This window comes from Burkholderia sp. Se-20378 (assembly GCF_017104665.1).
GTDB classification, from domain to species: domain Bacteria; phylum Pseudomonadota; class Gammaproteobacteria; order Burkholderiales; family Burkholderiaceae; genus Burkholderia; species Burkholderia lata.
Genome location: NZ_JAAGPG010000699.1, coordinates 1 through 3,328, shown reverse-complemented (window position 1 = coordinate 3,328; position 3,328 = coordinate 1). Strand labels below are relative to the sequence as shown.

Sequence of the window (3,328 nt, the reverse complement as noted above, 5' to 3'; positions counted from 1 at the left end):
GCTGTTCGGCGAAACGCTCGCGGCGATCCAGCTCGCCGGCTTCGCGCTCGCGCTGGTGGGCGTCGTGCTCGCGCGGCGCTGACGCACCCGCCCGTATGCGCGGTCGTGCAACTGCAGGCACGCCGGCTGCAATGCGGATCGCATACCGGCCGCGCGAACGCCCGTCAAGCGGCATCGTTGCACCCGCCCGGCGCACCATGCACCACGGCGAGGCAGCCCGTCTCGCCGAAGCAACGCGAAATCGCCGGATCGCACGCCCGGCGCGGCGCCGCGCGGCGATTGCGCTTATGATGGGCGCCTTGATTTCGTTCCGGAACTCCCTTCATGACATCCGCCGATTACGCCAGCCGCCAACGCGCGATCATTGCCGAACTGAACGTTGCGTCGCAATTCGACGCCGAGGCCGAGATTGCCCGCCGCGTCGAATTCCTCGCGCAATACCTTCGTTCGACCGGCCTGCGGACCTACGTGCTCGGCATCAGCGGCGGCGTCGATTCGTCGACGGCCGGCCGGCTCGCGCAACTGTCGGTCGAAAAGCTGCGCGCCGACGGCTACGATGCCCGCTTCGTCGCAATGCGTTTGCCGAACGGCGTGCAGAACGACGAAGCCGATGCGCAGCGCGCGCTCGCGTTCGTCCGCGCGGACGAGGAGCTGACCGTCAACGTGAAGCCGGCCGCCGACGCGATGCTCGGCGCACTGGCCGCGTCCGGCCATGCGTTCGAGACGCCGGCGCAGCAGGATTTCGTGCACGGCAACATCAAGGCGCGCGAGCGCATGATCGCGCAGTACGCGGTGGCCGGCGCGCGGCGCGGCATCGTGATCGGCACCGATCATGCGGCCGAGTCGCTGATGGGTTTCTTCACGAAGTTCGGTGACGGCGGCGCGGACATCCTGCCGCTCGCGGGGCTGAACAAGCGGCGCGTGCGCGCGGTGGCCCGTGCGCTCGGCGGCGAGGAGCTGATCGTGATGAAGGTGCCGACGGCCGACCTCGAGGAACTGCGCCCGCTGCGCCCCGACGAGCACGCGTACGGCGTGAGCTACGACGAGATCGACGATTTCCTCGAAGGCAAGCCGGTGAGCGACCACGTGTACGAGACGGTGCTGCGCTTCTATGACGCATCGCGCCACAAGCGCGCGCTGCCGTACACGATGTTCGACTGGCCGACCGCATAAGCCGGTCGCCCAGACCGAAAAAAAACGCCGCGCGCACCGCAACGGCTGCGCGCGGCGTCCTGCCGACGGGCAACGCTACGCGTGCCCGCCCGTCTTCGTCGCCTGCAGCGCGCGAATCCGCATCCGCGCGCCGGTATCGCTGACCGTCGCGTCGTACATCGTCGCGAGATCGCGCTTGAGCGCGGTGCGCGAACCGCCGTCGAGATACACCATGTGCCCCGACGGATAGAAACGCGCGGACAGGTTCTGTCGCACCTTCTGATCCTCGAGCGGCATCTGCTGCAGGTCGATCACGGTCTGGTAGAACGGCGTGACGAAATCGTAGAAGCCGTTCGCCGACAGCACCTTCAGGTCGACGTTCAGCGCCATCACCGCGGCGAGATCGCCGGCCGTGTAGAGGATCACGTTCCCCTGCGCATCGATGCCCTGCTGCGCGCCGGTCGGGTCGATGTGGCTGAAATCCCAGTTCTGGAACGCCTGGTCGTTCAGGTCGGTGAACGCGGAATTCGACGTGAACTTCAGCTGCTCGTTCAGGTAGCTGTTCCACATCGCCGTATAGACGCCCGTCACGGCCGTCATCGTCGGATCGTTGCCGCCCGAGTTCGGGTCGATCTTGCCGGCGATGCCCGACGAGATCCCGGTCACGCGGCCGTCGTACGAACCGAGCGCGAGCCCCTGCGCATGCAGCAGCGTCGTCAGGAACAGCGAATTGCCGCGCGCGTCGTAGCCGGCGATGTTGAGACTCCACGATTGCAGCGTCGCCGTATCGATGCTCGTGTATTGCGACAGCTTCTGCACGGCGGCCGGGTCCGCATGCGGGACCGTGCGCAACGCATTCAGGTAGTCGGTGCGCGCGAACTGCGCGACTTCCTCGACGAACGCGCCGAGATCGGTCGGCGCCGGCGTGACGCCGAGTTTCTTGTGATACCACGCATCGGCCGCCGCGGTCGGCAGCGCGCCGACCGGGTTGCCGGCCTGCCGGTAGTCGAGGATCGACGATTGCAGCGTGACGCCGTTCAGGTCGACACCGTCCTCGTGCAGCTTGTACGCGAGCACGCAGCTGCGTGCCGTACCGTACGATTCGCCGAACAGGTACTTCGGCGAATTCCAGCGGTTGTTCTTCGTCAGGTAGCGCTTGATGAACTGCTTCAGCGAATCCGCATCCTGGTCGACGCCCCAGAAGTTGCGATTCTTGTTCGGCGCGACCGCTGCCGAATAGCCGGTGCCGACCGGGTTGATGAACACCAGGTCGCTGTGGTCGATCATGCTGTCCGGGTTGTCTTCCATCTGGTACGGCGCGGGCGGCGTGAAGCCCGGCATCGACGTCTTGATGCGCTTCGGCGCGAACGAACCCAGCAGCACGAACACCGACGACGAGCCCGGCCCGCCGTTATAGAAGAACGTCACGGGCCGCGTTTCTTCCTTCGCACCATCTGCCGTGAACGCGACGTAGAAAAGCTTCGCGGCCGGCTGCGAACTGCTCGGGTCGACCGTCACGAGGTGGCCGGCCGTCGCCGTGTAGGCGATGCGCTTCCCGTCGATCAGGATCGTGTGATGCGTGATCGCGGCCGCCTCGGTCGTGTCGGTCACCGAATCGTCGGGGCCGTTGCCGTACGCGACCGGATCGAAGAACGGCTGGTCGCGGCCGTGGCTGAGCGCGACCGGGTTGACGGTCGGCGGCACGCCATGCGAATTGTGGTCGCCGTGATGCAGCGGATACACGCCGCCGGAGGATGCGGAATCGATGCCCATCGTGCTGCTCCTGGAGGTGAGAAAAAGGCGCGGACAGGAAGCCCGCGCCATACGGAAAGCCGTGTACCGCCGCCGTCAGCTCGACGGCTTGCGCGTCAGGATCGCGGCGAGCTGCGCGCCGTTCGGGCTGCCGAGGCCCGTGCACGCATCCCAGCCCTGCGCGGCCGCATACGTGCCGTTCGAGCCCTGCGTGATGTCGCGCAGCGCGCCCGGATTCTTGTAGAGCACCGGGTTGACCCAGCCGGCGGTCGCACCGCCCGCCGCCGCATTGATCCGCGCGATCAGCGCGGCCCACAGCGGTGCGACCGCGCTCGTGCCGCCCATCACCGTGGCCGTGCCCGCGATCGACACTTCGTAGCCCGTCTGCGGTGACGCGTCGCCGGCCACATCCGGCACGCCGCGA

General features: G+C 67.4%; 2 protein-coding genes and 2 pseudogenes. 2 read left to right on the top strand and 2 right to left on the bottom strand.

The annotated features are described in order from the left end of the window. Together G3N93_RS36320 and nadE are read left to right on the top strand one after the other, a co-directional pair. Positions 1-82, top strand: a pseudogene (locus G3N93_RS36320) (multidrug transporter); the annotation flags it as partial. A 242-nt stretch (positions 83-324) separates the two neighbouring features. After that, on the top strand, positions 325-1,173 hold the full coding sequence (nadE, locus tag G3N93_RS36315) for an ammonia-dependent NAD(+) synthetase (protein WP_174988169.1): 849 nt from the start codon (positions 325-327) through the stop codon (positions 1,171-1,173). Positions 1,174-1,248: 75 nt separating this feature from the next. On the opposite strand, the gene G3N93_RS36310 is transcribed toward nadE, so the two are convergent. Both G3N93_RS36310 and G3N93_RS36305 read right to left on the bottom strand, forming a co-directional pair. Continuing rightward, complete coding sequence (locus tag G3N93_RS36310; RefSeq protein ID WP_206135172.1) at positions 1,249-2,925, bottom strand: S10 family peptidase; 1,677 nt, start codon at positions 2,923-2,925, stop codon at positions 1,249-1,251. 75 nt (positions 2,926-3,000) lie between these two features. Further along, positions 3,001-3,328 (bottom strand): annotated as a pseudogene (locus tag G3N93_RS36305) (peptidase S53); the annotation flags it as partial.